At 64.2% G+C, this 26,468-nt stretch carries 34 protein-coding genes; 5 read left to right on the top strand and 29 right to left on the bottom strand.

Translation table 11 applies throughout. The annotated features are described in order from the left end of the window. Positions 1-21: 21 nt before the first annotated feature. The 7 genes from ABIG06_RS23280 to ABIG06_RS23250 form a co-directional block, all read right to left on the bottom strand. The gene (locus ABIG06_RS23280) at positions 22-1,089 is read right to left on the bottom strand and encodes an alcohol dehydrogenase (protein WP_370138751.1); all 1,068 of its coding nucleotides are present in this window, start codon (positions 1,087-1,089) and stop codon (positions 22-24) included. Between the two features lie 82 nt (positions 1,090-1,171). Next, on the bottom strand, positions 1,172-2,143 hold the full coding sequence (locus ABIG06_RS23275; protein ID WP_124159522.1) for an ABC transporter ATP-binding protein: 972 nt from the start codon (positions 2,141-2,143) through the stop codon (positions 1,172-1,174). Beyond that, the gene (locus ABIG06_RS23270) at positions 2,140-3,132 is read right to left on the bottom strand and encodes an ABC transporter ATP-binding protein (RefSeq protein WP_124159523.1); all 993 of its coding nucleotides are present in this window, start codon (positions 3,130-3,132) and stop codon (positions 2,140-2,142) included. Before ABIG06_RS23270 ends, ABIG06_RS23275 begins: the two co-directional genes overlap by 4 nt. Continuing rightward, entirely contained in the window at positions 3,129-4,001 is an 873-nt protein-coding gene (locus tag ABIG06_RS23265; protein WP_370138750.1) for an ABC transporter permease, read from the bottom strand. Before ABIG06_RS23265 ends, ABIG06_RS23270 begins: the two co-directional genes overlap by 4 nt. Next, on the bottom strand, positions 3,988-4,938 hold the full coding sequence (locus tag ABIG06_RS23260) for an ABC transporter permease (protein WP_124159525.1): 951 nt from the start codon (positions 4,936-4,938) through the stop codon (positions 3,988-3,990). The genes ABIG06_RS23265 and ABIG06_RS23260 overlap by 14 nt, the downstream gene beginning before the upstream one ends. Before the next feature lie 7 nt (positions 4,939-4,945). Beyond that, entirely contained in the window at positions 4,946-6,481 is a 1,536-nt protein-coding gene (locus tag ABIG06_RS23255; protein WP_424578393.1) for an ABC transporter substrate-binding protein, read from the bottom strand. Between the two features lie 131 nt (positions 6,482-6,612). Beyond that, positions 6,613-7,809 (bottom strand): CaiB/BaiF CoA transferase family protein, encoded by a 1,197-nt coding sequence (locus ABIG06_RS23250; protein WP_370138748.1) that lies wholly within the window; start codon positions 7,807-7,809, stop codon positions 6,613-6,615. Between the two features lie 192 nt (positions 7,810-8,001). Between ABIG06_RS23250 and glgA the strand changes: the two genes are divergently transcribed. Further along, positions 8,002-9,417, top strand: coding sequence for a glycogen synthase GlgA (gene glgA / locus ABIG06_RS23245; protein ID WP_124159527.1), 1,416 nt, complete (start codon positions 8,002-8,004; stop codon positions 9,415-9,417). Between the two features lie 291 nt (positions 9,418-9,708). On the opposite strand, the gene ABIG06_RS23240 is transcribed toward glgA, so the two are convergent. Further along, complete coding sequence (locus tag ABIG06_RS23240; RefSeq protein ID WP_370138747.1) at positions 9,709-10,653, bottom strand: oxygenase MpaB family protein; 945 nt, start codon at positions 10,651-10,653, stop codon at positions 9,709-9,711. Positions 10,654-10,743: 90 nt separating this feature from the next. Next, positions 10,744-11,880 (bottom strand): DUF3734 domain-containing protein, encoded by a 1,137-nt coding sequence (locus ABIG06_RS23235; protein WP_370138746.1) that lies wholly within the window; start codon positions 11,878-11,880, stop codon positions 10,744-10,746. Between the two features lie 200 nt (positions 11,881-12,080). Here ABIG06_RS23235 and ABIG06_RS23230 point away from each other — a divergent pair, with 200 nt between their 5' ends. Then, positions 12,081-12,968, top strand: coding sequence for a LysR family transcriptional regulator (locus tag ABIG06_RS23230; protein WP_370138745.1), 888 nt, complete (start codon positions 12,081-12,083; stop codon positions 12,966-12,968). A 76-nt stretch (positions 12,969-13,044) separates the two neighbouring features. Here the strand turns inward: ABIG06_RS23230 and ABIG06_RS23225 are convergent, their stop codons facing one another. The 3 genes from ABIG06_RS23225 to ABIG06_RS23215 all read right to left on the bottom strand — a co-directional run bounded on the left by ABIG06_RS23225 (position 13,045) and on the right by ABIG06_RS23215 (position 15,390). Beyond that, positions 13,045-14,223: an IS481 family transposase gene (locus ABIG06_RS23225; protein WP_424578306.1), complete on the bottom strand. Its 1,179-nt coding sequence runs from the start codon at positions 14,221-14,223 to the stop codon at positions 13,045-13,047. Between the two features lie 202 nt (positions 14,224-14,425). Beyond that, a complete protein-coding gene (locus ABIG06_RS23220; protein WP_124162085.1) occupies positions 14,426-14,947 on the bottom strand; it encodes a hypothetical protein in 522 nt (173 codons plus the stop codon). Between the two features lie 56 nt (positions 14,948-15,003). Beyond that, the gene (locus ABIG06_RS23215; protein WP_124162084.1) at positions 15,004-15,390 is read right to left on the bottom strand and encodes a hypothetical protein; all 387 of its coding nucleotides are present in this window, start codon (positions 15,388-15,390) and stop codon (positions 15,004-15,006) included. Between the two features lie 358 nt (positions 15,391-15,748). On the opposite strand from ABIG06_RS23215, the gene ABIG06_RS23210 reads away from it, so the two are divergent. Next, entirely contained in the window at positions 15,749-15,931 is a 183-nt protein-coding gene (locus ABIG06_RS23210) for a hypothetical protein (RefSeq protein ID WP_027575685.1), read from the top strand. 44 nt (positions 15,932-15,975) lie between these two features. Here ABIG06_RS23210 and ABIG06_RS23205 read toward each other — a convergent pair whose 3' ends face one another. Then, positions 15,976-16,272: a hypothetical protein gene (locus ABIG06_RS23205; RefSeq protein ID WP_245454581.1), complete on the bottom strand. Its 297-nt coding sequence runs from the start codon at positions 16,270-16,272 to the stop codon at positions 15,976-15,978. Between the two features lie 249 nt (positions 16,273-16,521). Between ABIG06_RS23205 and ABIG06_RS23200 the strand changes: the two genes are divergently transcribed. Beyond that, entirely contained in the window at positions 16,522-16,749 is a 228-nt protein-coding gene (locus tag ABIG06_RS23200; RefSeq protein ID WP_370138744.1) for a hypothetical protein, read from the top strand. Here ABIG06_RS23200 and ABIG06_RS23195 read toward each other — a convergent pair. After that, positions 16,731-17,108, bottom strand: a complete 378-nt coding sequence (locus ABIG06_RS23195; protein ID WP_124162083.1) for a hypothetical protein — start codon at positions 17,106-17,108, stop codon at positions 16,731-16,733. The two genes, ABIG06_RS23200 and ABIG06_RS23195, sit on opposite strands and share 19 nt — an antisense overlap. Then, complete coding sequence (locus ABIG06_RS23190) at positions 17,101-17,505, bottom strand: P27 family phage terminase small subunit (RefSeq protein ID WP_124162082.1); 405 nt, start codon at positions 17,503-17,505, stop codon at positions 17,101-17,103. Before ABIG06_RS23190 ends, ABIG06_RS23195 begins: the two co-directional genes overlap by 8 nt. 475 nt (positions 17,506-17,980) lie before the next feature. Here ABIG06_RS23190 and ABIG06_RS23185 point away from each other — a divergent pair, with 475 nt between their 5' ends. Continuing rightward, positions 17,981-18,430: a MaoC/PaaZ C-terminal domain-containing protein gene (locus ABIG06_RS23185; protein ID WP_124162081.1), complete on the top strand. Its 450-nt coding sequence runs from the start codon at positions 17,981-17,983 to the stop codon at positions 18,428-18,430. Positions 18,431-18,484: 54 nt separating this feature from the next. Here ABIG06_RS23185 and ABIG06_RS23180 read toward each other — a convergent pair whose 3' ends face one another. The 14 genes from ABIG06_RS23180 to ABIG06_RS23115 form a co-directional block, all read right to left on the bottom strand. Next, on the bottom strand, positions 18,485-18,715 hold the full coding sequence (locus tag ABIG06_RS23180) for a hypothetical protein (protein WP_124162080.1): 231 nt from the start codon (positions 18,713-18,715) through the stop codon (positions 18,485-18,487). Further along, positions 18,708-19,181 carry a hypothetical protein gene (locus ABIG06_RS23175; protein ID WP_124162079.1) on the bottom strand — a complete coding sequence of 158 codons (474 nt, stop codon included), beginning with the start codon at positions 19,179-19,181 and terminating at the stop codon, positions 18,708-18,710. The genes ABIG06_RS23180 and ABIG06_RS23175 overlap by 8 nt, the downstream gene beginning before the upstream one ends. Further along, positions 19,178-20,194: a hypothetical protein gene (locus tag ABIG06_RS23170; protein ID WP_124162078.1), complete on the bottom strand. Its 1,017-nt coding sequence runs from the start codon at positions 20,192-20,194 to the stop codon at positions 19,178-19,180. Before ABIG06_RS23170 ends, ABIG06_RS23175 begins: the two co-directional genes overlap by 4 nt. A gap of 67 nt (positions 20,195-20,261) precedes the next feature. Next, complete coding sequence (locus ABIG06_RS23165) at positions 20,262-20,435, bottom strand: hypothetical protein (RefSeq protein WP_158626765.1); 174 nt, start codon at positions 20,433-20,435, stop codon at positions 20,262-20,264. 100 nt (positions 20,436-20,535) lie between these two features. Next, positions 20,536-21,189 carry a hypothetical protein gene (locus tag ABIG06_RS23160; RefSeq protein WP_245454580.1) on the bottom strand — a complete coding sequence of 218 codons (654 nt, stop codon included), beginning with the start codon at positions 21,187-21,189 and terminating at the stop codon, positions 20,536-20,538. A 28-nt stretch (positions 21,190-21,217) separates the two neighbouring features. Continuing rightward, complete coding sequence (locus ABIG06_RS23155; protein WP_370138743.1) at positions 21,218-21,496, bottom strand: hypothetical protein; 279 nt, start codon at positions 21,494-21,496, stop codon at positions 21,218-21,220. 36 nt (positions 21,497-21,532) lie between these two features. Continuing rightward, complete coding sequence (locus ABIG06_RS23150) at positions 21,533-21,721, bottom strand: hypothetical protein (protein ID WP_370138742.1); 189 nt, start codon at positions 21,719-21,721, stop codon at positions 21,533-21,535. 46 nt (positions 21,722-21,767) lie between these two features. After that, positions 21,768-22,052: a hypothetical protein gene (locus tag ABIG06_RS23145; protein WP_370138741.1), complete on the bottom strand. Its 285-nt coding sequence runs from the start codon at positions 22,050-22,052 to the stop codon at positions 21,768-21,770. Continuing rightward, a complete protein-coding gene (locus ABIG06_RS23140) occupies positions 22,049-22,330 on the bottom strand; it encodes a hypothetical protein (RefSeq protein WP_124162075.1) in 282 nt (93 codons plus the stop codon). The genes ABIG06_RS23145 and ABIG06_RS23140 overlap by 4 nt, the downstream gene beginning before the upstream one ends. After that, the gene (locus ABIG06_RS23135; protein WP_124162074.1) at positions 22,311-23,126 is read right to left on the bottom strand and encodes a hypothetical protein; all 816 of its coding nucleotides are present in this window, start codon (positions 23,124-23,126) and stop codon (positions 22,311-22,313) included. The genes ABIG06_RS23140 and ABIG06_RS23135 overlap by 20 nt, the downstream gene beginning before the upstream one ends. Further along, positions 23,123-24,061, bottom strand: coding sequence for a helix-turn-helix domain-containing protein (locus ABIG06_RS23130; protein WP_124162073.1), 939 nt, complete (start codon positions 24,059-24,061; stop codon positions 23,123-23,125). Before ABIG06_RS23130 ends, ABIG06_RS23135 begins: the two co-directional genes overlap by 4 nt. A gap of 116 nt (positions 24,062-24,177) precedes the next feature. Further along, complete coding sequence (locus tag ABIG06_RS23125) at positions 24,178-24,432, bottom strand: hypothetical protein (protein ID WP_124162072.1); 255 nt, start codon at positions 24,430-24,432, stop codon at positions 24,178-24,180. Positions 24,433-24,573: 141 nt separating this feature from the next. After that, the gene (locus ABIG06_RS23120) at positions 24,574-25,017 is read right to left on the bottom strand and encodes a hypothetical protein (RefSeq protein WP_370138740.1); all 444 of its coding nucleotides are present in this window, start codon (positions 25,015-25,017) and stop codon (positions 24,574-24,576) included. A gap of 67 nt (positions 25,018-25,084) precedes the next feature. After that, positions 25,085-26,317 (bottom strand): tyrosine-type recombinase/integrase, encoded by a 1,233-nt coding sequence (locus tag ABIG06_RS23115; RefSeq protein WP_124162070.1) that lies wholly within the window; start codon positions 26,315-26,317, stop codon positions 25,085-25,087. Between the last annotated feature and the right edge of the window lie 151 nt (positions 26,318-26,468).

Raw genomic sequence — 26,468 nt, 5'->3', positions numbered from 1 at the left:
GCCCCGGAATGACGGAGGTTACTACGGCGTCAGCACCGTGCGCCCGACCACGGCGCCCTGCTGCAACTGCAGCAGCGCGTCATTGGCCTTGGCGAGCGGTTGCCGCGTCACCGGGATCGGCGGCACCTTCTTCGTTCGCACGAGTTCGAGCAACTCCTGCGTCTCGCGCAGATTGCCGACATAGCTGCCCTGGATCGTCACGGCCTTGATCGGAATCAGTGGCAGCGCCCAGGTCGCGCCACCGCCGAACAGGCCGACGATGACGAGCTTGCCACCCTTGGTCAGGCAGTCGAAGCCGAGCTGCGTCGTGGCGGCGTTGCCGACAAGGTCGATCACGGCGCGGATCGGGCCGCCAGCTTTCTTGGCGAGCTGCTCCAGCGCGTCCGGCGCCTTGGAATCGACGGTCGCCAGCGCGCCGGCTTTCTCGGCGGCCTCACGCTTCTTCGCGTCGATATCGACCATGATCGCGCCCTTGCCACCCATGGCCTTCAGCAGCGACAGCGCCATCAGGCCGAGGCCGCCGGCGCCGAACATCACGATCGGCGTGTCGAAATGCTGCTCGACCTTCTTCAGTGCGCTGTAGGTGGTGACGCCCGAGCAGGCATAGGGCGCGGTCGTCGCGGGATCGAGCCCCCGGAGGTTGAGCAGGTAGCGCGGATGCGGCACCAGCATGTGGTCGGAATATCCGCCGTCGCAATAGACGCCGAGCGAGCGCGGCGTGAGGCACATGTTCTCGTCGCCGGCCAGGCATGTGGCGCATTTGCCGCAGCCGATCCAGGGATAGACCAGGCCGACATCGCCGACCTTCAGATCGCCCTGGTCGGTCGGCTTCACGTCGGGACCGAAGGCGAGGACTTCGCCGACGGTCTCGTGCCCCATCGTGAGCGGCAGGTTGATGCCGCGGTCCTTCAGTGACAACGGCTTGCGGCCATGGCCGAGATCGTAGCCACCTTCCCAGATGTGGAGATCGCTGTGGCAGACGCCGGCCGCCTTCACCTTGATCAGCACCTGCGTGCCCGATGGCTGCGGCGTCGCCTCGTCGACCTCCTGCAGCGGCGCCTTGAAATCGGCAACCTTGAAACTCTTCATTGGCGTCCTCCCGGAATGCTTCTCGTTCCTGCGCAGCATGCCATGACCGGCGAGACGAGACAAACCCGGGAGCGGTCTTAGTTCAGGCCAGCGGATGATGGCAAGCGGCGAACTGGCCGGGTGCGATCTCGCGCAACTCCGGTATCTCCGCGCTGCATCGCTGATCGGCCCGCGGGCAGCGGGTGCGGAAGCGGCAGCCGGACGGTGGCGCAATCGGTGATGGCGGCTCGCCGGTCGCCACGCTCTCGGCGGGACGTACGTCCGGATCTGGCACCGGGATCGCCTGCAGCAACAGGCCGGTGTAGGGATGCGCCGGCTTCGCGAACAACTGCTCCGACGGACCGACCTCGCAGAGCCGGCCGAGATACATCACCGCGACGCGGTCGCTGACCGCTTTGACCACGGCGAGGTCGTGGGCGATGAACAGCAGCGTCAAACCGAAGCGCGCCTTCATCTCCTCCAGCAGGTTGAGGATCTGTGCGCGGATGGAGACGTCGAGCGCCGAGACCGGTTCGTCGCAGACGATGAACTCCGGATTCAGCACCAGCGAGCGCGCGATGCAGATGCGCTGGCACTGGCCGCCGGAGAATTCGTGCGGCACGCGGTTCGCCACGAGATCAGGATCGAGCCCGACCGCAGAAAGCACCGCGTGAACCCTGCGTTTGCGCTCGGCGGCGTCCTTGATGCCGGAGATGATCAGCGGCTCGGCCACGATGTCGCCGATGCGACGGCGCGGATTGAGGGAAGCAATCGGATCCTGGAAAATGAGCTGCACGCGGCGGCGCATCTTTCGCAGCGCCTCGCCCTCCATGGCCGTGAGGTCCTCGCCGTCGAACAGCACGCGACCTGATTTGGCGCGGCGCAACTGCAGCACCGCGCGCCCGAGCGTCGACTTGCCGCAGCCGGATTCGCCGACCAAGCCAAGCGTCTCTCCGCGTGCGACCTTGAGGCTGACACCGGAGACGGCGTGCACCGTCTTGTTGCCGAGACCATATTCGACGACGAGATTGTCGACGTTCAGAAGCGGCTCCGGGCGCACGGCAAGCTGCATCATGCGCCGATCCTTTCCGTCATTCGGATCGGATGGAAGCAGGCATAGAGGTGCCCGGGCATCTCGGCGCCTTTCAACTCCGGCTTGGCCTCGTGACAGCGTGGCCCGGCATAACGACAGCGCGGCGCGAAGGAGCAGCCACGAAGCGGCCGCGTCGGATCGGGCGGCCGGCCGGAAATGGCAGGCAGCGGCGTATGCGGCGCGGTCTCCAGCTTCGGGATCGCGGCCAGCAGCGCCTCGGTGTAGGGCATGTGCATGCGCCTGAACAGCGCCTGTGTCGGCGCGCGCTCCACCACCCGGCCCGCATACATCACGGCGACCTCGTCGGCACGGCCGGCGACGACACCGAGATCATGGGTGATGATGATCATGGCCATATGCCGGCGGCGCTGCTCGCGCGCGAGCAGATCGAGTATCTGCGCCTGGATGGTGACGTCGAGCGCGGTGGTGGGCTCGTCCGCGATCAGCAGCTTCGGCTCGCAGGACAATGCAATCGCGATCGCGATGCGCTGGCGCATGCCGCCGGAACATTGGTGCGGATATTGCGCAAGCCGCTGCTCCGGCGCGGGAATGCCGACGGCCGCGAGCAGTTCGATGCTGCGCTTGCGCGCCGCCGGGGTATCCAGCTCCAGGTGCTCCTGTATCGTCTCCACCAATTGCGTACCGATGGTCAGTACCGGATTGAGCGAGGTCATGGGATCCTGGAACACGACCGCGAGATCGCGCCCGCGCAGGCGACGCAGTCTTTCAGGCGCGAGCCGCACCAGGTCCTGACCATCGAACATCACGCGCCCCGTCAGCTTCGCCTTCTTCGGCAGCAGCTGAAGCACCGCCCGCGACAGCATGGTCTTGCCGCAGCCGGATTCGCCGACGATGCCGAGCGTGCGGCCGGCCTCCAGCGACAGATCGACATGATCCACAGCACGCAAATTGCCGCGCGGAGTCGGCAGCTCGACCGCGACGTCCTCGATCGTCAGCAGCAGCGCGCTCACAATGCCCCCTGACGCGGATCGGTCAGTGCCCGCAAGGTGTCGCCGACCAGGTTGAAGGCCAGCACGGTCACAAACAGGGCCGCCGCCGGCAGGAAGGCGAGCCGCGGCGCGACGTCGAGACTCTCGCGCCCCTCGCCGATCATGCTGCCCCAGCTCGCCATCGGCGGCGGCACGCCGAGACCGAGGAAGGACAGCGCGCCCTCGACGACGATGGTGACGGCAACGCCGAGCAGGAAAAAGGCGAGCAGCGGCAGGATCACGTTCGGCAGCAGCTCGCGGAGGAGGATGCGCGCATGGCTGGCGCCGAGCGCCTCGGCGGCGATCACGAACTCGCGCCGCGCCAGGGTCAGCGTCGCCGCGCGCGCCACCCGCATGAAGGCGGGAATGCCGAGCACGCCAAGGATCAAGGTGAGATTGGGGATGGACTGGCCGAGATAGGCCGTCACGGCGAGCGCGAAGATCAGCGGCGGAAAGGCCAGCAGCACGTCCATGCTGCCGACCACCAGCGTCTCGAACCTGCCGCGGAAATAGCCTGCCAGCAGGCCGAGCGCACCGCCGAGGACGAGGCCGATCATTGGCGCAATGAGCCCCACGGTTAGCGACACCCGCGCGCCAAAGATCAGCCGGGCGAGCTCGTCGCGGCCGAGCCCGTCGGTACCGAGCCAGTGCTCACTCGAGAACGCGGCGCGGCGCTCCAGCATGTCCATGTCTACAGGGTTCTGCAGCGGCAGCACCGGCGCGAGGATTGCGAGTGCGAGAATGATGGCGAGCCAGCCGCTCGCGAGCCAGAACGGGAAGCCGAGCCTGCGCCCGCCGCGAACGGGCGCGGACGCTGCCTCGTCCTGAATGGACAGCTCAAGCGTGGCCATGGCGGATCCTCGGATCGAGCACGGCGTAGAGCATGTCGACAATGAAATTGACGATGACGAAGCCGCAGGCGACCAGCAGCACCACGCCCTGGAGGATGACGAGGTCGCGGGTGTAGATCGCCCCGACCAGCAGCCGGCCGATGCCGGGCAGCGCGAAGATCGATTCGACGATCAGCGTGCCGCCGAGCAGGCGGCCGATATTGATGCCTGTCACCGTCACCAGGGTCAGCGACGAAGGCTTGAGCGCATGCACGAACAGGATGCGGGATGGCTTGAGGCCTTTTGATTTCGCGAGCGCGATATAATCCTCCTGCAGGGTCGCGATCATGTCGGAGCGCAGCACCCGCATGATGCCCGGCCATTCCGCGAGCGCCAGCGTCAGCGCCGGCAGCACGAAGAAGCGCAGATTCGCCAGCGGCTCCTCGGTGAACGGCACATAGCCGGTCGCGGGCAGCCAGTGGAGCTCGACCGCGAACAGATAGATCAGCAGGATCGCGGTGAGAAAAGAAGGCATCGACAGCATGGCGAAGGCGCTGCCGGTCATGAAGCGGTCGAAGGCACTGCCGGCGCGCGCGGCGCAGGCGATCGCAACGGGAACACCGATCAGGAGCCCGATGAATTCGGCCATCAGCATCAGTTGCAGCGAGACCGGGATGCGCTCGGCGACCGCCTGCAACACCGTCTGCCCGGTCCGGAACGAACGGCCGAGATCGCCCTGCAACACGTGGCCGAGCCAGCTCAGGTAACGCCACCACAGCGGCTGATCCAGCCCCAGGTCACGCCGCAGCGCCGCGACATTCTCCGGCGTCGCCTGGTCGCCGAGGATGACGAAGGCGAGATCGCCCGGCAGCAGCGAGGCGATCAGGAAGGTGAGCAGCGAGACGGCCAGCAGGACCGGCAGGATGGCAAGAAGCCGCCGCGCGACGAAGTTCAGCATCGCGTGGTCATTCCAGCCAGGTGTTCGAGACGTCGATCACGCCGTTGTAGATCTTCGGAAAGCCCTTCAGCTTGGCGCTCGACAGCGCGTAATAGGTGTTCTGGAAGGTCCAGAACCAGATCGCCTCCTTGTTGATCAGGCGGCTGATGGCGCAGTAATCCTCGGTACGCTGGCCGAGGTCGGCGGTGACGCGCGCGTGGTCCAGAAGCTTGTCGAGCTCGGGATTTGAGAAGCCGGAGAGCGCCAGCGGGCTGCCGCTGCGGAAGTTCGCGTACATCTGCGGATCGGGATCGGCGAGATCGACGATGCGCCACGGCGTCAGCTGGAACTGGCGGGTGAAGGCACGCGACGGAATGGTGGCCTGGTCGACCTGCTCGATTTCCATGTTGGCGCCGACGCGCTTCCAGAACTGCTGGAGCACCTGGCCGATCATGCGGCCGCGCGGCGTCGCCGTCACCAGCATCTTGAACTCGACGGGCTTGCCGTAAACCTTGATCAGCGCCTTGGCCTTTTCGAGGTCGAACGGCAGCGCGCCGTCGTCCTTGCACTTGACCCAGGAGCCGTCGCCGTAAGGATTGCTCGCCGGCCGGCTGAGGCCGTTGCTGATCGCCTGCGACATCTTCGGACGGTCGATCGCCATCACCAGCGCTTGGCGCACGCGGACGTCGTCGAACGGCGCCACCTTGGTGTTGAAGGCGTAGACCTGCGCGCCCGAGCCCTTGTAGGTGTGCACGGTGAGCTTGGGGTCCTTCTGCGCCTTCATGATGTTGTCGGCGTCGTTCTCGTCGTCCCAGATGATGTCGGCCTCGCCCGATTGCAGCGAGGCGAAGCGCGATTGCGCGTCGGGCAACGGCTTCAGGACGATGCGGTCGAGATACGGGCGCCCCTTGTCCCAGTAGTTGGGATTCTTCTCCAGCACCATGCGGTCGCCGGCGGTCCATGATTTCAGGATGTAGGGACCGGTGCCGACGGGATTGCGGTTGTAATCGTCGCCCTTGGTCTTCCAGGCGGTCGGCGAGTGGATCGCGTTGTTCTGGCTCTGGATGGTGATCACCGCGGGCAGGTTCACCGAGGGATCGGTGAGCTTGTAAACGACGGTATACTCGTCCGGCGCCAGCACCTCCTTGACGTTGGTGATGTAGAAAGCGCAGCGGCACTTGTTGGCGGGATCCTTCTGCCGGTCGAAATTCTCCTTGAAGGCTTGCGCGTTGAACGGCGTGCCGTCGTGGAATTTCACACCCTCGCGCAGCTTAAAGGTCCAGGTCATGTAATCGTCGGAATGGGTCCAGGACACCGCGAGCTTTGGCGCGGCCTCGCCCTTGTCGTTAAGCGTGGTCAGCGTGTCGAAGATCGCCGCGGCCGCGGTGAAGGTGGAGGTGTCGTAGACACCGACCTTGAGGGGATCGAAACCCGGGATATCCAGCTCCTGGCCGACCGTGATGCTGCCACCCGGCTTCTGAGCCTGGGCGGGCCCGGCCAGTGCAAACGCCGCAACGAGGAGAATCGGCACGTGCTTGCGCACTGCGGCAGCAATGTTCGTCATGGTTCCTCCCGGGATCCCGCGTCCGATGTTTCGGATCGTCGAACGACTTGAGGGCGAGATTGGCGACAAATGCTCGCCACCGCAAGAGGAACGCACGGGAGTTCAAACGCCGCACGCGGCGGCGATGTTGCTCAATATGTCGCGGCTGTTTTGCCTGGCGGAATTTGTCCATCGCCTGCGAGGCCGATCTCGTCGCGCAGCGCATCCGTGTGCTCGCCAAGCGCGGCGACCGTCTTGCCCGGTGTGGTATCGGCGCCGGACATCCGGAACGGAAGATTGAGCACCCGGAAGGAGCCACCGTCGTCCTGCACTTCGGAGAGCGCCTGCCGATGCGCGAGCTGCGGATCAGCCAGCGCCTCGGACACGGTGCGATAGGCCGAGGCCGGCACGCCGGCAGCACCAAGCGCGAGCAGGCATGCATCGGTCGTGAGCTGACGCGACCAGACTTCGACCCCGTCCATCAAGTCCGCCCAGTTCTCGCGGCGCGCGGCGTAGGTGGCAAAGCGGGGATCGGAGATCCAGTCCGGGCGTCCGATCACGCCCATCAATCCCTGAAACGTCTTCTCGCTGGCGACCGTGATCATGACGTAGCCGTTGGCCGTCTCGGTCGGACCGAACATCGGGCGCGGCGGCGGCTTCACCGCGAATTGCGCGCTCTGCAGTTCGATCACCGTCAAGGTCAGCATCGATTCCAGCATGGAGACGTCGATGTGCTGGCCAAGCCCGGTGACCGTGCGCTGATAGAGTGCCGAGGCAATCGCGCCGAAGCCGTAGATGCCGGTGACGACGTCGGCATGGTAGATGCCGCAATAATCGGGACGGCTGCGGCCTGGCTGGTAGGCCAGATGCGCCATGTCGTAACCGGAAGCCGCGTGGATCACGGGGGCGTAGGCCGGCAGCTCGGCCGAGGGACCGGTCTGGCCGTAGCCGGAGATCGAGCAGTAGATCAGCCTCGGGTTGACCTGATGCAGCCTGTCGTAGTCGAGCCGCAGCCGGTGCATCACGCCAGGGCGGAAATTCTCCACCAGAATGTCGGCCGTCGCGGCCAGCCGGCTCACCGCCTCCCTGCCGTCCTCGGACTTGAGGTCGAGGACCACGCTCTTCTTGCCGACATTGAGCTGGCCGAACACGGTGCTGCACCCCTTGCGCAGCGGCGGCCGGGTCCGCATCGTCTCTCCGCCGTCGGTCTCGATCTTGATGACCTCGGCGCCCATGTCGGCGAGCATCCGCGTGCAATGGGGCCCGGCGATGGTGGTCGAGAAGTCCAGGACCCGCAAGCCCGCCATGACTTTTGTCAACGTCCCCTCATGCTTATCTGATAGCTGCATGCCTGCTCACGCCTTGGGTCTCGTAGGAACCAACGAAGTGCTTTGTTGTTGATGCGGCGACCCTAGAGGGCGGCGGCCGAGTAGGAAAGTGTTTACCGGACGGACGCGTCGCGTGGGCGGGCTTGGGAATTCCAGGACAACTGGACCCGTTCTTGCATAGCAGCAAGCGGGATCGGAAGAGGGCAGCTGTTCTTGAGGGTCTTGTTCGTCACCACAGAGTTGGATGACTTCGTTCGCGTTGGCGGACTGGGCGCCGTTTCCGCCGCTCTTCCCCGTGCGCTTCGCTCCTTCGCCGATATCCGGATCATGCTGCCCGGCTATCGCGACATCATCGAGCAACTCGCGCATATCCAGATCGTTGGCCGCTGTCCTGCATTCGCGGAGATGCCGGCCTGCTCGCTCGGCCGGGCCGCGACCAAGGACGGGCTGCCGGTCTATGTGCTGTTGTGCTCGCAGCTCTACGACAGGCCCGGCAATCCCTATGGCGACGAGTCCGGACGCGACTGGCCCGACAACGACATCCGCTTCGCGCGCTTTGCCTCGGCGGCGGCTGAGCTCGCCATGGGCAAGCTGGACAAGAATTGGGCAGCAGACCTGATCCATGCCAATGACTGGCAGGCCTCGCTCGTGCCGGCGTACCTTGCCTGGCGCGGCGCCAAGCTGCCGTCGATCCTGACTATTCATAACCTCGCCTATCAGGGCCTCTTCCCGAAGGACTCGCTGCGGCGGATCGGCGCACCGGAGAGCTCCTTCCACATCGACGGCGTCGAGTTCTACGACCAGGTCTCCTTCCTCAAGGCCGGGCTGGTCTACGCCTCGCACCTCACCACCGTCAGCGGCACCTATGCGCGGGAGATCACCACGGCCGAATTCGGCTGCGGCCTGGAGGGCCTGCTTCGCATCCGCTCCGATGCGGCCGAGCTGACCGGCATCCTCAACGGCATCGACGAGAGCTGGGATCCGCGCTCCTGCGCCCAGCTCGCCCAGCAGTTCGGCGCCGGCGACTGGGCCGGCAAGAAGGCCAATGCGGATTACGTGCGCAAGCAGTTCGGGCTTGCGGTCTCGCGCGGCCCGATGTTCGGCATCGTCGCACGGCTCGTGCACCAGAAGGGCATCGACCTCGTGCTGTCGACGGCAGACGAGATCGTCGACGCCGGCGGGCAGATCGTGGTCATCGGCTCGGGCGAGCCGGCGCTCGAGCAGGCCCTGATCGACGCGCATCGCCGCCGCCCCGACGCCATCGGCGTCGTGATCGGCTTCAACGACGCCCAGGCTCGCCGCATCTTCGCCGGCAGCGATTTCACGCTGATGCCGTCGCGCTTCGAGCCGTGCGGCCTCAGCCAGATGTATGCCCAGCGCTTCGGCTCGCTGCCGATCGGGCACCAGACCGGCGGTCTCGCCGAGACCATCACCGACGGCGAGACTGGATTCCTGTTCTCGAAACCCTCGCGCGAATCCTTCCTCGGCGGCGTCCGCCGGGCCTTCTCCGCCTTCATGGCGCACGACCAGCTCGATACCATGCGCCGCAGCGCCATGGGACGATCGTTCTCCTGGAGCATCTCGGCCGGCAGCTACAGCGCGCTATATCGCAAGCTGGCGTCGGTGTGATCCCGAGCGTTTCCTCATTCTCCGTCATTGCGAGGAGCGAAGCGAGGAAGCAATCCAGAATCTTTCCGCGGCGGCAGTCTGGATTGCTTCGCTGCGCTCGCAATGACAGGCCGATAAAGTCGCGCGCCCCACTCCGCTCCCGTGCCCCGGACGCAGCGCAGCGCGTCGTCTCGCGACGTGGTGCGCTGCTGAGCCGGGGCCCATGTCTCGACTGGGTTCGTGGCATATGGGTCCCGGCTCTGCGCTGCAACGCTTGTGCGTTACAGCTTGTCCGGGACACGCCGGGACCGTTCAGCGACGCTGATCCATCTGCGGCCGGCCGATCCAGGCGCGGTTGAGACAGCGGGTCATCCAGTCCGGCCGCGCCTCGCCCCGCAGCCGCGCCTGTGCTTCCTGGTAGGGGCCGACATAGCGCAGCCGATCAGGCAATTTCGGATAGACGCGCCTGATCCATCGCAGTGCATTGTCGGCGGATCGGATCGCGCGCTCGTCGAGCTCGAAACCGAAGCCTTCGCGCAGGCGCTCGGGCAGCATCCTCGCGGTGAGCGCGCGATACCATTGCGGTGGCCGCAACCACGGACGGGCGCCGCTGAATATCTGTGCGGCGATCTCGCGCGCCGCAGGGCCGACGGTCAGCGTCTCCGACTGCGCCATTGCCGTGGTGTAGGCAACGAAGCCGGACCAGTCCGCCGGCAAATCATCCCCCGTCAATCCGAACAGGGCGCCGTACAGCCTGGCCTCGCTCCAATAGCGATCGCGCTCCTCCGCCGTGAGTGGCAGCAGCACCAGATCATGTGCCATGAGCGCCGTCTCGACCAGCGTCGCATGGACCCAGCGCAGCGCGGGGATGTCGTTGGCGCAGTAGCGCGAGCCGGCCGCGAACGGACCCACGGTCTCGCGCATCTCGCCGACGATCATGCTGTGACGCCGATACAGCTGCCGGGACGACAGCAGCGCCCGGTCCAGCGAGCCGAACACCATCGTGAAGACGATGTCGAAGGTGCGATGGAAGCGGCCGATCGGATCGGCAAGGGTGCGCGAATGCTCGGCGATCGCCGCCGCCACCCATGGATGGGCCAGCTGCAGCAGCAGCGCACGGCCGGCACCGAGAAAGATCACGGCCTCCCGGTCGATCTGCCAGGTCAACGAGTCCGGACCGAACACGCCCGCGACCGGTCCCGCCGCGTTCGCACGCAGCGTATCGAGCGACTCCTCCAGATCTTTCTCAGCGACCAATTGCAGGCCTCGCGACGACGACACGGCGACCATACTCCGGACCGCGCGCCTGCGAAATCGTCGTCGTGCAAGGCAATGACGAACAAGGCCTCACTCGGCCGCCATCGGCATCTCGTCCATATGCTCGTGCAGCACCACGCCGGCGAGCGGATCGAATTCGCCGATCCAGGGCTTGCGCGCCAGCACCGCCTTCGTATGAGCATAGCCGGCGTGCCACCGCCGCGTGATCCCGGACGGGCTGAAGTCGATATCCTTGGTATGCGTCTCGCGCTCGAGCTGCGGCGCGAGCAGCCGCACCACATGCATGCGCGTCGGACAGCCGTAGCTCATCAGCTCACGCACGGCGGGGTCGTTGCGCTCGCTCTCGGGTAGCCGTGCCGCAAGCTGGTTGATCACATGGCGCAGGCGATGGGCCTGCTGCTGCCGTACGATCTGGCTCGCGATACGGCTGGAATATTGCACGTCCTTGTGCCGGTTCAGCACCTCCGCCATCGTGCTCGGTTCGGGCCCGACGGGATTCCACAGATGCACGGAGAAAATCAGCGAATCCCTGCGGGGATTGTCGTCGAACACCGCTTCCGTCGGCGTGTTCGACAGGATGCCGCCGTCCCAATAGAGTTCGCCGTCGATGCGCACGGCGGGGAAAGCCGGCGGCAACGCGCCCGAGGCCATCACATGCTTCACCGTCAGCTCGCCGTCGCGGCTGTCGAAATAGCGCATTTCGCTGGTACCGACATGAGCCGCGCCGACCGTCAGGCGCGGCGCGCAGCGATTGGCCAGGTCGAAATCGACGAGCTCGCTCAGCGTCTTCTCAAGCGGCGCGGTCGAATAATAGCCCGCGTGATCGGCTCCCAGCGGAAAGGAATCTCCGGCATGCGCCAGCGCATTGGGACGGAAGAAACCTGGAATGCCGTGGGTCACGGTCGACCAATAGGCCAGCTTCTCGTTGAAGCCGGGAAATCCGGTGCGCCAGTCCCAGACCGGCTTCTGCTCCATCCGCTTCCAGAACTCCCTCAACCGCGCGAGCCGCTGCTCCGGCGCGTTGCCCGCAATCAGGCTCGCATTGATGGCGCCGATCGAGGTGCCGATGACCCAGTCCGGCTCTATGCCGGACTCATGCAGCGCCTGGTAGACGCCCGCCTGATAGGAGCCGAGAGCACCGCCGCCCTGGAGCACCAGCACGACCTGACCTGGGATATCCGCAGCTGTGCCCTTGATGCCCTTCATGCTACGCTCCTGTGAGCCCGCACCGGTCGAATTTTCGTCTGACGCGGCGGTGTTGTTACGCGCGATCATTTTAGGAGATCGCGGGGCCTTTTGGAATGCCGGTTGGCTTCCGAGTCCATACGTCCGCGCTATCGCGCCGAGCATGTCATTTCCCGCCCCGATCGGCTAGATTTGAAGCCGAACCTGCTGGGAGCCGATCCATGGAAATGCACCAGGTCCGCTATTTCCTCGCGGTGGCGCAGCTCTTGAATTTCACGCGCGCGGCCGAGGAGTGCAACGTCACGCAGCCGTCGCTGACGCGCGCGATCAAGCAGCTCGAAGCCGAGCTCGGTGGCGACCTGTTCCGCCGCGAACGACCGGCGGCGCAATTGACCGAACTCGGCCAGCGCATGCATCCGCTTCTGAAGCAGTGCTATGACGCCGCCGCCGGCGCACGTTCGCTCGCCTCCTCGTTCAAAAGCGGCGAGATCGGTGCGCTCCGCATTGCGCTGACGCATTCGATCGACCTCGCCCTGCTGATTCCGCATCTCAACGAGATCAAGCGGCAGTTCAACCGGCTCGAATTCCGCTTCCTGCGCGGCTCGAACCGCGAGGTCGGCGATTTCCTGAAGAAGGGCGAAGCCGAGCTCGGCATCGCCGCCGAGATCGACGAGGCCTGGGAGCGCCTCGACGTCTGGCCGCTGTTCACCGAGAATTTCGAGCTCGTTATCGGCGATGGACACCGGCTGGCCGGCCGCGTCAGCGTCGATCTGGACGATCTGCGATCCGAGCAGTTGCTGAGCCGCACCTTCTGCGAACACGCGCGCCGCATCTCCGCGAGCCTGCGCGAACACGGCATCGACATCGAACATGGCCACGAGGTCTCGAACGAGCGCGATCTGATCGAGCTGGTCGAGGCCGACATCGGCGTCGCCATGGTGCCGCACACCTCGCCTGTGCCGGAGCGGCTGACGCGCGCCGCAGTGGCAGGGCTGGATGCGCGCCGGACCGTTAACCTATATGGGGTCGCGGGCCGGCAACGCACGGCCGTAGGCAATGCCGTGATGCGCATGCTGCGCGGCGCCGACTGGCGGGAGATCGCGGGATAATATTGCGAATGATCGCCGGCGCTGTCCAGCGGATGGATGGGTAACAAAACAGACCGGATGGAAAGGTAACAGTCGTTCATGGTTCGGTCTGCTGCGGCGCTGCGCTAGCGCAGCGCCGCAGCGTCGATGTTTTCTGGTCGATGATGCCGATCGGCACGTTGAAGAAGCGCACCTGCCATTGCCCGTCGGCGGTTTCCTCCACGGCAACTGTTTCACCAGCGAGAGCGCTGCAAAGGTGGATGAGATCGCCACGCCATTTGATCTCGCCGTTGGAGCGAACCTGGCGCACCGCCGCTTCGACGGGATAGTCCGGCTCCGGAGGCCGCCTTGGCATCGCACGAGGGGAAGAGTGGTAGGCGCTGGCAGGTGGGCGTTGGCCAAGCGCCTCGTGGGGCCGTTCTTCGTTATAGTCGCGCGCGAATGCTGCGAACCGTCGGGCTTGCGCGGTCCTGGTCGGCGGCGGTGGCCGCATGGCTTCCAGAAGCGTAAGGTGGAAGCGTTCGTGCCAGCCGTTCTGCTGCGGATGGCCAGGATCAATCCGTTCATGGCGGATGCCAAGCTTGATCCACCATACCGACAGCGCGGTCAGACCGGTCGTCCCGGTCGAGGCGAACGGCGAGCCGTTGTCGGAGCGGATGATCTGCGGCAAGCCGTGCTCGCGAAACGCCCGTTCCAGTAGCGGTTGGCACTCGGCATATTGCGTGCTGCCCGTCGCCGTCAGGCTGATCAAATAGCGGCTGAAGCCATCGGTCACAGTGAATGGTTCAACGCGAGAACCGTCGCCCAATCGGATCCAGCCCTTGTGATCTAGGGCCCATACATGGTTGGCATGCTGAGGCACCGTCAGTTGCCCCATCCGCGGCGGCGCACGTCGACGGACCTTGCGGTCGCCGACGAGTCCCGCTCGTTTGAGAATCGCTCCGGCTGTCGAGGCCGACGGCCAGTCGACATCCCCTTGGCGAGCCTCGAGCTTGCTGACGATCTTGCGCGGTCCCCAGCTCGGCCGCTCGAGCCGCAGCCCAACGATCGCATCCACGATGTGCTGAGGCGTCGCCCGCCCATGCACCCGCGCGGCGTGGGAACGATCCTCAAGCCCGCTAGGCCCCTCCAGCCGGTAGCGCTCCAGCCACTTGTAACCGGTCTTGCGACTGATCTCGTAGCGCTCGCAAAGCTCGGTCATCGTCCACATGCCGGTTCGCTGATCCGATATGAAGTTCACCCGTTGGTCCACTGCACAGCTCTCTCGCCAAGGCATCGGCTGATCCTCCCAGCCGACAGAGAACTGTCACCCATCCATCCGGTCTACTGTGTTACCAATCTATCCGGTCTGGACAGCGCTCTTCCTTCTCCCCTTGTGGGAGAATGAGGTTCTATCTACCCGCTTGAAGTGGCTGGAGAAACCCGAATTCGCGTCCGTCCTGCGTCCCTTGCAGCCGGTTCCGGCGCGTCCCCAGATTTTAGTGCGGCGGCAGCGGCGGTTCGATGCCGAATTTCTGCAACTCGCGGCGGGCCCTAAGCCACTCGAACAGGCGCGGAAGGTCCGTCAATGCGTTCGGACCTTCGGTCTCCCGACGCTCCCGTAGCCACGTCAAATGTTCGGGGTCATCAATCTGCTCGTGCTCGACGATGGCTAGCAGGCGATCAACGGCTTTCGGGTTCAGCTTCGCCCATTTGAGGAATGCATCGTACTCGGCCTGCTCGCGCTCTCGCCCGCTTTCCAGCGCAGCCAATTCCCGTTCATCCTCTTGCTTCAGTTTGCGTTCGTTGCGCTCCCAACTGACGATGTCATAACAGCCGCCAGCGACGCGGATCAGCGAGAACAGGTAAAGCAATAGCAGGATGTTGAGAGCCCAGCTCGTCGCCGTCTGGCCAATGTGCGGCTCGAACTCGCTGCGAAACCAAAACAGAGCGGCGATCAAAGCCCCTTGCCATAGCGCACCGAGCAGCTCTTTCTTGAGATCAGTTCTGGAAAGGATCATCGCGGTTCAGTCTTCGAAACTTCGCGCTTCTCGTGCCGTGCGGCACGGGCCATGAGCTACGTGACGATGTCGTCCGGCAATGCGGTCGCGTGCCTATAGACGGCCTTCCATGCAGCCGAGCACATCGAGCGCACGTCGTCGGTTGGACGGATAGCCCTGATCGACGAGGAGAGTTGCGAGAGCACGTCTTCGGGTGGGTGCTCAGGGATCATGCGCCAGCCTCGAAGCGCCGGGCGGCTTGCGGTCTTTTGTGCGGCCACTATGCCATCAACGATCCGGTTGGCGAGATCATTGGCATCGCCGGGGTTCATCTTCTCGCGCAAGTAACGCGCGACCAGTCGCTGCGCATCATCCTTGCGAATGCGCAGATCGTCCGTTTTGTCGCTTCGGTAACTGGGACTCGTGACTTGTACCGGACGGCCTTTGTCTGCCTCGTCAGCCATGCGAATCACCTCGTGATGGAAAGCCGCAGCATATACGGGCCCGTGCCAATCAGCGCGAGTTTATGAAAGCCCTCGCTGCCGTGCGCGAGTTGATTCGCGCCGAGTCAATCGGTTGTGGATTGGTCGAATAACTGCGCCATCTTGCGCGCGGACTCACCGTGGAGCGCGAATCTCTTGTAGGTTGGCGGGGTCAGGCGAGCTTGATTCGTCTGGTGATGAAAAAACCGGGTCACGCCTGCCACGGATGCCCGGCTTTCATGATGTTCACTCCCGTGCGGCCTTTTGGCCGTCTCTTATAAGTTCAGTAATACTGAACGTATGAGTCCGGTCAAGGGGTCCAACACAAAGGACCTCTAATTTGAGAAAGACCAAGTTTACGTTCGACGAAGCTGTGGATGTTTGGTTGCGTTATTGGAGTGGCCAGCTTCAGCACGAGATCGCTGCCGACTACCGCATTAATGCGGGGCGGGTCAGCGAGATTCTAACGGAGAAGGACCACGTCGGCAGCAAGCAGGTCGCGGCGTCTAAGCGTTCTGCGTAAACTGAACATGGCGGGCGGCATTCGTGCCGCCCGTTTTATTCGCATCAGTCCCACTTGCCGACCACGTTGTGCCCGGTGCGCGGCGCGAGGTGCCGGCGCTGGATGTCACGCACAACGCGGCCGATGATGCCGGGGCCGATCACCTCGTGCTTGGCCAGCTCGCCGAACACCTCGCGCAGGAAGGCATCGCGGGCGCGGCGGTCGATGGGAGCGGCGGCATCCATCACGGCGGCCATTTCGGAATCCGACAGCGAGATCGGCATCGGGTTATGTAACGCCCCTATATTGCGCCAGCTCGCCAACCGCTCGGCGGCGTCGGCGATCTCGACAGGATCGCTCACTCCTAGTTTTTGCAGCAACCGGGCGCGCTGTTCAGCGACACGCTTCACACCACCTCCAAATTTTGCTGCTATGTCAGCATCCGTTTTGCCCCGCAATGCGCCTTAGAAGCTGCTTCTCGCGCGGAGATAGTCATTGCCAGACGTGCTCATCTTCGCTGGACGCCGCGCGTGTTCATGGTACACTTTTGAACCGAGCCGGCTCCACCAGAGGTATACCATCAAATATAATCCGGGGCTCGAATAGCGGGCATGCCGATGAACCAAGAAGACTCTGGCGGCGCGGTTCAGATGTTGGTCTGGGCCATCGAAGAGATTCAGAAGACCGGAAACAAGCAGGCGGAATGCTTCGCGCGTCAGGCGCTAAACTGCCTCCGGCCATCGGATGGCGATCTCGCTGAAGCCGAAGTTAGCCCGCCTCGCGTCGTTCGGTTTCGGCGCGGTCGCATTCGCGCGCCGGATCAGGATGTCAGCGATTGATGCTCAGCCTCGGCGAGCGCGGCCATGGGATCGGGTTCGAACCTGCTGACACCGGCATCGAGCATCTGCTGCAACAACGTGGCGGCAGCGTTCCGGCCGCGCCGGGGTTCGTCGTCGCTGGCGGCGAGCGCGGCCTCGATGTTGGCGATCTGGCACGGCGGCGGTTGCCACGGCATCAGACCGAGATTGCCGGTCTGGACGCAACTGGCTGCGAACTTGGCAACCTCGTCCCACGAGCGCGAAGAGTCCCGCAGCATCGCATCGATCTGCTTGGCGCGGGCCGGGCTCTCGCGGCGGGCGGCATTGAGCGCGCGCTTGAGCGCGTCGCGGTCGGCCTCGCTGAGATCGGCTCTAGCCATTGCGCTTCTCCAGCGCCATGCGGTCGTACTCATTGGGCACGATGTAGTCGCGCTCGGCGGTGACCGGCTTGGCGTGGCGCCCGGCCGGGTTGAGCTTCAGCATGCGGGCCAGCGAGCGCACGGTGCGATCACGGGCTTGCCAGATCGCCAGCCACGGGCTCGGCTTCAGGTCAACTATGGGATTCTCGCGCAGCCGTTCGTCGGCTTCCTGTTCGGCGAGCAGCGCCCGCGCGTAGCGGGCCAAAAGATGCACGTCGGTGGGCTCGAAGAAGTCGGGCCGGGCCTCCAGCACGATCTGGACGAACAGCTTGCGGGCCTCGCCCGTGAGATCGTCGGGCGGGCGCAGCCTCGCCGCCACCGGGGCGAAGTCGAGGGCGGTCGAGCTGATGCGAGGCATGGCGGGCTCCCCGTCGGTTCCTCATGGTTACAATGTCATGATGAGGAACAAAACTACCGGTTGCGCTGCGGTAACGTGGTAAGCGAAGCAGGTTTCAGGCGTTTGTAGCACAATTTTCCCCTAGCAGCGCTGAGCTCCTTGCCGATAAGTTCCGAACCACAAACTGTCCGATGGAACTTTTTCGAGCGCCGCCGCGATGGAATGTGCTGTCGCCTCCTTTTTGCGACCCCGCCCCCCGGCCCCTTTCATTCAGAAGGCCTCTACCAGCCGCCCACAGGCGTTTTCCCAGTCGCCGGACGTCCCGCAAGGCCGAGGTTGAGACAAAGCACGGGCGGGCTTCCTATTGAACTCGCCTTCGGCGCGAGTAAGCTCTTGATGGGCGGCGCTTTATGGCGATCAGCCACGCCGCTGGCGCTGCGCATATCTCTGGCAGTTTGCTGGCTCAAAGCCAGATTTGCAGCGGAGGGGCTTACCAATGAGCAGCGGGTATTTTGAAGACGTTGAGATCGGTGACGGCCAGAAGGCTGGCCCGTATTCCGTCACCAAGGACGAGATCATTCAGTTCGCCAAGCAGTTCGACCCAAGGCCCTTCCACATTGATGAGGCGGCGGCGGCTCGCTCCGTTTTTGGCGGGCTGTCGGCGTCTGCTGCCCACACCTTCGCGATCTTCATCTTCCTGAGCAATGAATTGCAGCCTCGGGTTCGTGCCGTTGCCGGGCTGGGTTATGACGAGCTGCGGCTGCCCCATGCAGTGCGACCCGGCGACGACCTCTATCTCGAAGCGACCACGCTGGAAAAGCGCGAGTCGAAGTCGCGGCCCGACAGTGGGATTGTTCGCGGTCAGTTTCGCTTGCACAACCAAAATGGCGACACGGTGCTGCAATGTATCGGCAGCGGTCTCGTTGCAAGGCGACCCAACAGCTAATGGTTCGTGAAATTCTCGCCCAGAGATCAAAGGCCCGAACTTCAGGATGTCGTCCTAACCGAGCAGCGCGCGCAAGCGAGCCTGCAAGCGGCAGCAGCGCTGATGCTCCGACATCAGCCGCCGGTAGGTCGTCATCGCGCTGGCGGAGCCGAACGGCGGCAACGGTGCAGATTCCGCGAGCAGCTCGACCAACTCGGCGGCGTCATCGCGCAGGACGTTGATCGTGGCTCTTTCGCTCAAGTCTTGGGCGAGCGCGCGGGCCAGTTCGTCGTCATCATCACGCACGGCGGCGCTCCAGAAACTGCGGTACCTCGACGACCGCGCCGCGATCATCAGCAGCAGCCTTGGCAATGGTCAGATCGGCGCGCAGCTCGGCCAGTTCAGCGCGGAGCTTCTCGATCTCATCTCCGACTTCGGCCCGGCGACGTTTGCGCTCCTCAGCAATCGCCGCTCCGAAGACATCGAGCCATAGTCCCTCGTGCTCGGCTTGGTGCTCTGCCTTCGCGGTGGTGATTGCGCGCCTCACGAAGGTCTGTAGCTCGGTCGCCCGCTTATCGAGTTCATCAGCGATCTTCGCCTCGACCTCGGCCATGGTCGGCGGCGCTGGCTTCGGCGGCATACCGCGCGCCCAGTCAGTCGAAAAGCCGTCGTCGCGATGAACGCGGCGCTCGACCTTGACGTCGGCGATACGCGCCAGAGTCTCGCGGGCATCATCGAGGATTGCTTGGGCTCGTTCATCCATCACAATCACCACACCGTGCCGTTGACAACTTGAACCGCGCCGGGTGCCGCACTCCACGTCACGCGAGCGATGCAGCGAAGCGCGAATGCATCGATCTGAAACATGCTCACAGCCGGCGTCGCGATCACGTTCGGGTCGGGTGCTACAGCGGGCAGCCCGATGTCGGTCGGCGTGTCGCTCATGTGGAGCACCGCGTTCTTGCTCACATCGACGACCGGGATTCCGTCGCCCGCAACAGCGAGGCCATCCGTCGCGATGGCAATGATGGTGCCGGGCGCAATCGGCGCACCAATCACGCGATAGGAGAACAGCGGGCCAGCCGCGAGCCGGACCGCGACAGCCTGCTCGGCGGCCATGACGAACACGACGCTCTCGGCATCGACCCCGGCCGCAGTAATCGCCGCGACCAGTGCCGCAACATCCTCCGACATCGACGCGCCAGCGGTGAGGGGCGTGACGCCGTAAAGCAGCCCGGCGGGCGCGGCTTCGGTGGCCGCGTCGGCGCTGAACAGCACCTTGGCGAGCCCCTTATCGACCGCGACCTTGAGAACGTGGCCGATGATGACGCTGGCGACGGGAGCCGACAGGTTTTCCAGCTCGCCCGTCAGCGCGCCGATCAGAGCGACCTTGCGCACGGGCCCCAACAGCATCCCGGCGAACGCGCCCATGCCGACACTGATCGGCGCGCCTTCGGCGACGAATTTCGCTTCCGTGAAGTTCGACGGCAGCGGAAACGAGAAGCTGGAAATGCCGGCGAGATCAACGTTGACGGCGAGGCCGAACAGTTTGGCGGCGGCACTCTGCGGTGCCAGCAGCATCAATGCGGCAACGCTGTCGCCCGGAACGTCACCTTGCTTCAGCGGCTCGACAGGAGCGCGCAACTCCAGACGGACTTCGTCGGCGCCGGTCTTGCGCATCCGCGACAGCACGGTGACGGTCGCATCGTCGATGAACGACGCTCGCCATTCGCGTGCGACGGCGTTGGGATCGGGCCGGAGCGGAATTGGTCTGGCGTTGCTCATGCCCGGCAAGATGGCACGGCTTCCGGGCAGCCTGTGAAGTAGGATCACGGATTTTTTTTTGGATTCCTCACCGCTTCGCCGCGTCTGCTTCCGCCGCTTCCATCAGTCCTCGCGTGATGGCCTCGCCGATCTTGCGCGCATCCTTGGCATCGGCCTCGTCGAGCCAGCGGACGACGCGCACCAGATAGTCCAGCAACGAGGGACCGACCTTCACGGGCACAATGACGGCATGATCCGCCACGTTCTGTCGATAGCGTCGCTGCGCCAGCCGTCGCCGCTCGCGCCGCCGCTGCCGCTTCGATGCGGACGATGGTGGCGACAATGGCGGACGGCGGAGCATGTCAGGCTGTAACGCTAGATGTAACGCTAAGGCGTTCGCGGCAGGCGCGCGTCCTGCAAGCTCCGGAGCAAAACCGCGACGTGGAGCGATGGGGTGTGTAGGCCTTACCGCACTGCTCGCACGTCCTGCGCTGCTCTGGCATCAAAGCGCCGTTACCTCGCCCATGAAAGGCGGGCCCGCTCCGGTGCGCCGCATCGAACTTGCACCATCCAAAATTCTCCTTGCCGGTATGCTTCGATCCCGCGATCCATTTGACACGCCCGATAGCAACGATATCCGAGCAGTATGGGATGAACGGCGCGGCCTGTTTGGTCTGCGCCCAATCGGATTCGAGCAATAGCCACGTCGGTGCGATGCGCGAGAAGTGGGTGATCATCCGGTGCATCACTTCGCGCGTATAGGGCGGGTTGGTGATGATCGCATCGGCATTGCCATACTGATCGAACGCCAGCGCATCCCGCCCGGTGCGGATGTCACCGGCATAGACGCAGCGCAACCCGAAAGACTCCAGATGCCGGACCAGATCGCCGTCGCCATCGCAAGGCTCGGCAAAAGTCCGGATGCCGCGCAAATACGGGATGAGCGGGACCACGGCTGCGCGCGGTGTCGCGTAGAAGTCCGCCTCCCGACGCTCAAAGTTCGAACGCTTACCCATTCTTGGGCTCCGCCATGCTCGACACGGATCACCCGCCGCGCCTTTCGGGTTTCAGCCCTTCGACATCCGGTCGGCGCGGGTTCAGCGCAGGCACCGCCACGAACAGCTCCTCAATCGAGAGCGGCCGATTCTTCATCGCATCAGGCACCGGGTGCGGGATCAGACGAGCGATCCCGTGCAAGACGTAGTCAGGGCCGACGATGCGCCGCGCGATCTGCGGTGCCGGTTGACCGTGAGCATCGACGATGATGTTGATCATGACGCGGCTCTCGGTGCGCTTGCGGCCCCAGACGTGATAGGTCGCCATTGATCATCTCCCTCGACGTCGGGTCGGTGCGGTCGATCAATCGGCGGTTTGTTCTTCTGGTGCTGGTTCTGTCGGTTTGCGATGCGAGGCCATCGCTGGATCAAGCCATTCCACGATCGTGATGGTCAGCGCGTCGGTCAAACCGGGAAAATCCTTGTCGTATTGCTGGCCAAATCCGTCGATGAACAGGATCAAATCCGCGAAGGCATCGCTTTTCTTGGTCATGGTTGTCTCCTCTCGGTTGCCGACATCCGGTCGGCGCGGTCGTCCATCACGCCCGTCCCACCGGTCGCGTGCGCCGCACGAACTCGGCGAGTTTCGTATTGCGGCGGGCGCGTTCGATCTGGTCGGCGAGATCGTCCTGCAGGCGAGCGACGGTGTCCTCGTCGGCGCTTTCCGGAGCCATGGCTATCGTCATACCGAGCGCGCGCATCAGGGCCCGCGTGGTTTCGGCGACCCGCACCGCCGCGACGTCGTCGCCGATCATCGAGGCCTGCCTGATCGCGGCGCCGATGGCGACGTAGACTCGCTGCTCGAACGCGGGGTCATAGGTCATGTTATCCTCCCGGTCCGTGGCTTGCTCGCGGGCCTGAGCTGTAGCCGGGCCACCATCTGCTTGCGCAAGTACGGGCGCACCGTGATCATTCCCAGCTCCTGCTTCATCAGCTCCAGATCGACGCGCTCGGTCGCCATCTCGGTGAGCGTCGCCTCGTTGTCGTCGCCGATCATGTCGCCCGTCCGAAGTATCTCCGCGCGCAGTTGCTGCTCGCGCTCGCGGAGCAACTTGATCTCGGCGCGGACATCGGCGAGCTGGTCAACGGGATGGCGGTTCATTGCCGGCCCCAATCATCGCTTGCAGCGCCGCCCAGCGCGGCGACGGCGGCACGTACTCGCCGTCGTCATCCTCGTAACCTTCTTCGTCGGAGTCCTGCATCACGCGCGCCACGTCGGCTCCGACCCGCGCGTAAGCTGCGTCCCACGCGACGCGATCATGTTCGAAGACGCAGCGGTCGCAATTGCGAAGCAGTCCACTCCAGCTCTCGGTGTCGCTGACGAGATGCAGGATCGTGCCTCGCGCCGCCAGCATCGCTTTGCGGAATTCCTCGGCCGACGTGAACACCGACCCGTAGATCAACTTGCGCACCGCGAGCGCGAGGATCACCGGATGCTTGCTGATTGGCACCCACATGCCGGTCGCCTTGCCGACGACGTCGGATGTCGGATCAAACATCCCGATGCACTCTGCGAGCAGCGCTTCGGTCTCGACGTTCTTAACCTTCCCAACCGAGCGCAACAGCACCGAAAGCATCATGTGCGCGATATGGACCGTGACGACGGGCGTCGCCACCATGTGCGGATGCGCGACCGTCCAGAGCGCGGTGTGCGCGGCATTGACGGCGGCGGCGCGTCTCAGCATCCGGGCGTGATTTACCTTGGCGTCCGCGAGATTGCCGCGACGTAGTTGGGCGGCGCTGGTGAGCCGCAGCTCGCGCAGCTCCTCGCTGCAACGGCCAGCCACTTCGAACGGCGAAGCCAATGCACGCAGCGTCGAACCGATCAGCGCGTGGCCTTGCGTCTGCATTTCGCGGAGCGCGACCGCGTTGCGGGGAAATTGAATCAGCGCGGTCATGTGCCGTACCAGTTTTTGTGAGGGCCGACGAGCTGCGTCAGATAGTCATCGACGCTTTGCTCCTGATCAGCTTCGGCGACGACGTTGCCGGTGCCGCTGTTGTCGAGGGTGACCGCGCCCGTGCTGGACGGTTCGTCGTTCCAGCATTCGCCCTTGATCCACTTCGCTGGATGCTTCGTGAACTTCGGGTCCTGCCCGGAGCGCTCGGCGGCGTAGCGCGCGGCTCCAGCGTTCATGATGGCGGTGGCGGTCCCGGCCTTGGCTTTGGCGAGGTAGGCCTTCTCGGCGTCGAGCTTGCCGACCTTTAGCGGATAGAGGGCCCAGAATTCGGCGAAGGCGGCGGCGGCATCGCTGATGCTACTATTATCAGCATCATCACTGGCTTTTTGTGCGTGCTTTTGATCCGGCTTCGACCGCGCGTCGTCACCGGAACTCAGCGGAGCAACAACATCGAGGGGCGGCTGAGATATATATCTTCCCTCTCTCTCTTTCTTCGCTTGTCGCTCTTTATGTGCTGCCACCGTATGGCACCCTAAAGTGCCCTTTCTGGCACCCTTGAGAGTGTCACTGGAGACAGGGTAAGCGGGGTATAACCCTGCCACAGCTTTGACACCCTTAAGGGTGTCAAAGCTGACAGGGTAAGACAGGATGTATTGATTGCGCTGGCCCGGTCCTCGGCCGCCGCGCTGAGGCGTGATCCAACCCGCTTGCTCCAGCAGCGCGATCTGACGATAGACGGAACGCTTCGGGACGTTGCTGGAGGCTTTGATGTCGTCGACGGATGGGTCGCAGCGGCCGGACTTCACATGGAGATGGGCTCCAATGGCCAGCGCGACCCGTACAGCCGCGTGCGGCAAATCGGACGCTAGGACCGCGCGCAGCCAGTCGTCGCGCTCTAGGAAGGTGCGGGGCTGCTTGGCTTCGGCGTCCGGCATTGCGTGCCTCTCGGCTTCGCGCTACCGTCACCTTCGCCAGCCAAGGCATAGATGACGATCAGCGACAGAGAGTGAATGCACCGCCCCGGTTGCCCCCTTTCCGGGGCGGTCGCTCGTTAGGCCTCCGCCTTCGTCTTGCTGGCGGCATTCTTCTGGAGCTTCTGCAACCATGCCGCCTCGTCCTCGACGGTGATCACGAAGCGGTCGAGTATCTGGGTCTCGCGCGGACCTAGTCCGAGACGTTGCAGTTTTTTGTAGAACTCCGGTGAGATGTCGTTGCGCGCGCACAGCTCGGCTCGTGAAAACGACTTGCGCTGAATGCCGGCTTTCCTCAGTGCGGCGGCGTTCTCTGCCTTCGATAGCGTGGCCATTGCGTGGGCTCCCGTCTGATGACGCGGAGAAGCATGGAGCGACACCGAAAAAATGCGAGTGTGGATTTGTGCATCCACAAAATAGCCAGCGGACCTATCCGACTGCGGATTTGTGCATCCACAAAATCCACACCAGCACTATCAGCGCGGCGGGCGCAGGCGACCGATGGTCTGGCTTCGGAGGATGGTAGTGCGGTCTACCGTTTGCCCGTCGTGTCGCCGCTGGTAGACGTCACCGACCTTTTTGACGATCTCGACATTCAGGAGCTTTGCCGGGGGCTTACCGCTGGGCGGCCAGAGGTCGCGCGCAATCGCATTGACACGGCGTTCCTTCGGCCCTTCCTTTTTCGGCGCCCGCGTCTTCTTCTTCTGCTTGCCGTCTCTGCGTGCGCGGTTTTGAACCGGCGCAGATGCGCCAGTCGATTTAGGCACAAGACTCGTTTTGCGGACTTTAGCCGAAAGAGGTGGCTTGAGATCGATGCGCTTGATCCTGAGCGCGGCCCGCTCCTCTGGCGTGAAGTTGCGCACGAACTTTTTCAGCAGGGCGCGCTGCTCTGGTGTATACGGGTCGTCGATCTTACCCATGGCTGCGATCCATCGGGTGAGAGGTCAGTCGGGCCGGGGTGTTGAGAGCACCACCGGCCCGACGTCATTATCGGGCCAGTCTGACGACGTTGTCCAGCACCGGGACGTCGTCGGCGAGCAGTCCCTTGCGCGCGTCTTCGGCCACCGGATTAAGGTATCGCGCATAGGTGCGTTCGATCTCCTGCACGGACGTATCGTGGTTGAAGGCGATGATGCGCAGATGGGTGCCCCTGCGGATTTGCCGGATGATCGATGAATGCCGCAGCGTGTACGGGGTCAGCGTCAGATCGAGACCGAGACGCTCCAGCACGATGCGGAAACGGGCCGACATATTCCAGATGCGGTCGAACAGCAGACGGTTTGACTTGCGTGCAATCGCCCGCGCCCGCAGCATCTGCGCCAGCTTCGGCGTGATCGGCAGCGCGCGCTGTTCGGGATCGCGGTCCCGGCCCTTGGCGGAGCACCACATCATCAGGCGCGGCGCTTCGGGGTCGTCGTCCTGTAGATCATCAGGCCAGAGCTTCAACGCCTGCGACTCGCGCACCCCAGTCCCCGCCAGCGTCTCGATCATCGCGCCGAACTCGGCGTCCTCGACGTAGCACTCGCGCACGATAGCGAGAATGGTAGCGTCCGGCAGATAGTAGTTGTCACGCGGCGGGGCGTTGGTGCCCTTGGCCTTGAGCGGCTTCAGGCCTTCCTTCCATGCCCCGACGTTTGTGATGCGCTTGCGGTCGCGCTTGGCAGCCAGCGCAAGCGCGGCCTTGAGCGATTTGCCGATGCGGTTGGCGGACGAAACCTTGAGGCCCTTGGCGATCAGCCCGTTGCGCCAGTCGCGCAGCTCGGTCTCGGTCAGCAGCATCACCACCTTGGACAGCATCGCCGATGTCATGTGGTTGCGGACCGATGTCGCGTTGTACTTGGCACCGCCGCGCGCCGCGAGATCGGTCGCATAGGCATCGATGGCCTCGGCGACCGTGACAGGCTTGTCGCTGTCGGCATCGCTGCCGCGCGCCAGCTTCAGCGCGCGCGCCATGGCCTGATGATAGCTCATCACGCTGGTGCCGTTGGCGTCCTCGTAATCGTCGGCGAGCGCGAAGCGCTTCAACCATTGGCACTCGACCGACCATGTGCCCGGCGCGTCGCGACGTCTGTCGTCGCCTTCAACGCGGCGACCTGCATTGCGCCGGTAGGCCAGAAAGATGCCCGGCGCGATCAGAACCTTGTATGGTTTGCGTTTCGGTGGGAGCTTGAGCCGGTTGGTTCGGTTCTTCAGTTTTTCAGAATAGATGCTGCGTGCCATGTGTCCTCGTATCCGCCGAAATGTCCCTAAACTGTGTGTTTCCCCGCTCGGGGCTCTGCGTCAGAGTATGGGGCATAGATGAGCGATAACAAGGAGTTAGAAATTCTCTATGGGGCTCCGTGGGGGTCTATGGGGCTCAATTTTTCCCCTT

It is taken from the genome of Bradyrhizobium sp. USDA 326 (assembly GCF_049739485.1).
Taxonomy (GTDB): domain Bacteria; phylum Pseudomonadota; class Alphaproteobacteria; order Rhizobiales; family Xanthobacteraceae; genus Bradyrhizobium.
This window is presented reverse-complemented; position numbering and strand designations above follow the sequence as displayed.